We start from the raw sequence: 1,015 nt of genomic DNA, 5'->3' as shown, positions 1-1,015 counted from the left end.
CGTTCCAAAATGAATTGAGTGATTTCAGTTAGTTATGATTCAATCGGATTTCTGACATACGACGGAGATCAAGATGGCCTGGACTGAAATCACTCAATTCATTTTGGAACGGACACTGAGCAATAACGGGTGTTGCGAATAGAGCTAAAGCTGTAATGATCAATTTAAGCATGATAGGGCTTTGTAGTAAGATCAACGCCAAGTGCACGCATGACAGCCAGTGTTGTCTTAAGCGTTGGGTTGCCGCGTTCACTGAAAGATCTATAAAGCTGCTCTCGAGACAGACCCGTTTTCTCTGCAATTTCTGACATGCCTTTAGCACGCGCAACGACGCCAAGCGCCTTTGCGATATAAGCTGCATCGCCGGTCTCAAAGGCATCTGCCATAAAGAAAGCAATTTCTTCGTCATCTGTCAGCGCAGCTGCGGGATCATACGTTGTCAGTTCTTCAGCCATTTCCTTCGCTCCAATCAGATGCTAGTTTCTTTGCCACTGTAATGTCGCGTTTCTGCGATCCTTTATCTCCACCGCACAAAAGCACGATCAGAATATTGCCGCGCTTCTGAAAATAGACGCGATAGCCGGGGCCATAGTGAATACGTAGTTCGCTTATACCCTCGCCTACCGGCTCGATGTCTCCCGGCAATCCTTCAGCCAAGCGCATTAAACAAGTAGCAATGATGGTTCGTGCTCGTTTGTCGCGAAGCCCTGTTTCCCACTTTTGGAAAACTGCCGTCTGTTTAATTTCGATGACCATATCACACACGTAGTTTTAAAACTACATAAATTCAAGCGGTACGTTTAGAGCAGTGGCTCTCGTCCAACACGAGCCCACATGTATTGTCCTGATTTCACGAATAGAAGGCCATAAGCAAATACCCAGCTTATCGATGAACATAACGTGTAAGAGCCCCCGAATTCTCCGGACATTTTCTCACCCTTAATTAAGGGTTAGGAGTAATGTTAGGCATATGACTAGTCATAATTCGCATATTGAAATTTTGGGCGGTCCAGAA

General features: G+C 45.6%; 2 protein-coding genes. Both read right to left on the bottom strand.

Annotation, left to right across the window (positions count from 1 at the left end):
- Positions 1 to 164: 164 nt before the first annotated feature.
- Positions 165 to 455 carry an addiction module antidote protein gene (locus tag FHS77_RS16090; protein ID WP_184224920.1) on the bottom strand — a complete coding sequence of 97 codons (291 nt, stop codon included), beginning with the start codon at positions 453 to 455 and terminating at the stop codon, positions 165 to 167.
- On the bottom strand, positions 448 to 756 hold the full coding sequence (locus FHS77_RS16085; RefSeq protein WP_184224919.1) for a type II toxin-antitoxin system RelE/ParE family toxin: 309 nt from the start codon (positions 754 to 756) through the stop codon (positions 448 to 450). The genes FHS77_RS16090 and FHS77_RS16085 overlap by 8 nt, the downstream gene beginning before the upstream one ends.
- Positions 757 to 1,015: the final 259 nt, after the last annotated feature.

Source organism: Paenochrobactrum gallinarii, from assembly GCF_014205685.1.
In the GTDB taxonomy this organism is placed as follows: Bacteria; Pseudomonadota; Alphaproteobacteria; order Rhizobiales; family Rhizobiaceae; genus Paenochrobactrum; species Paenochrobactrum gallinarii.
The sequence above is the reverse complement of the archived record's forward strand: the minus strand, read 5'-3'. Positions and strand labels throughout refer to the sequence as shown.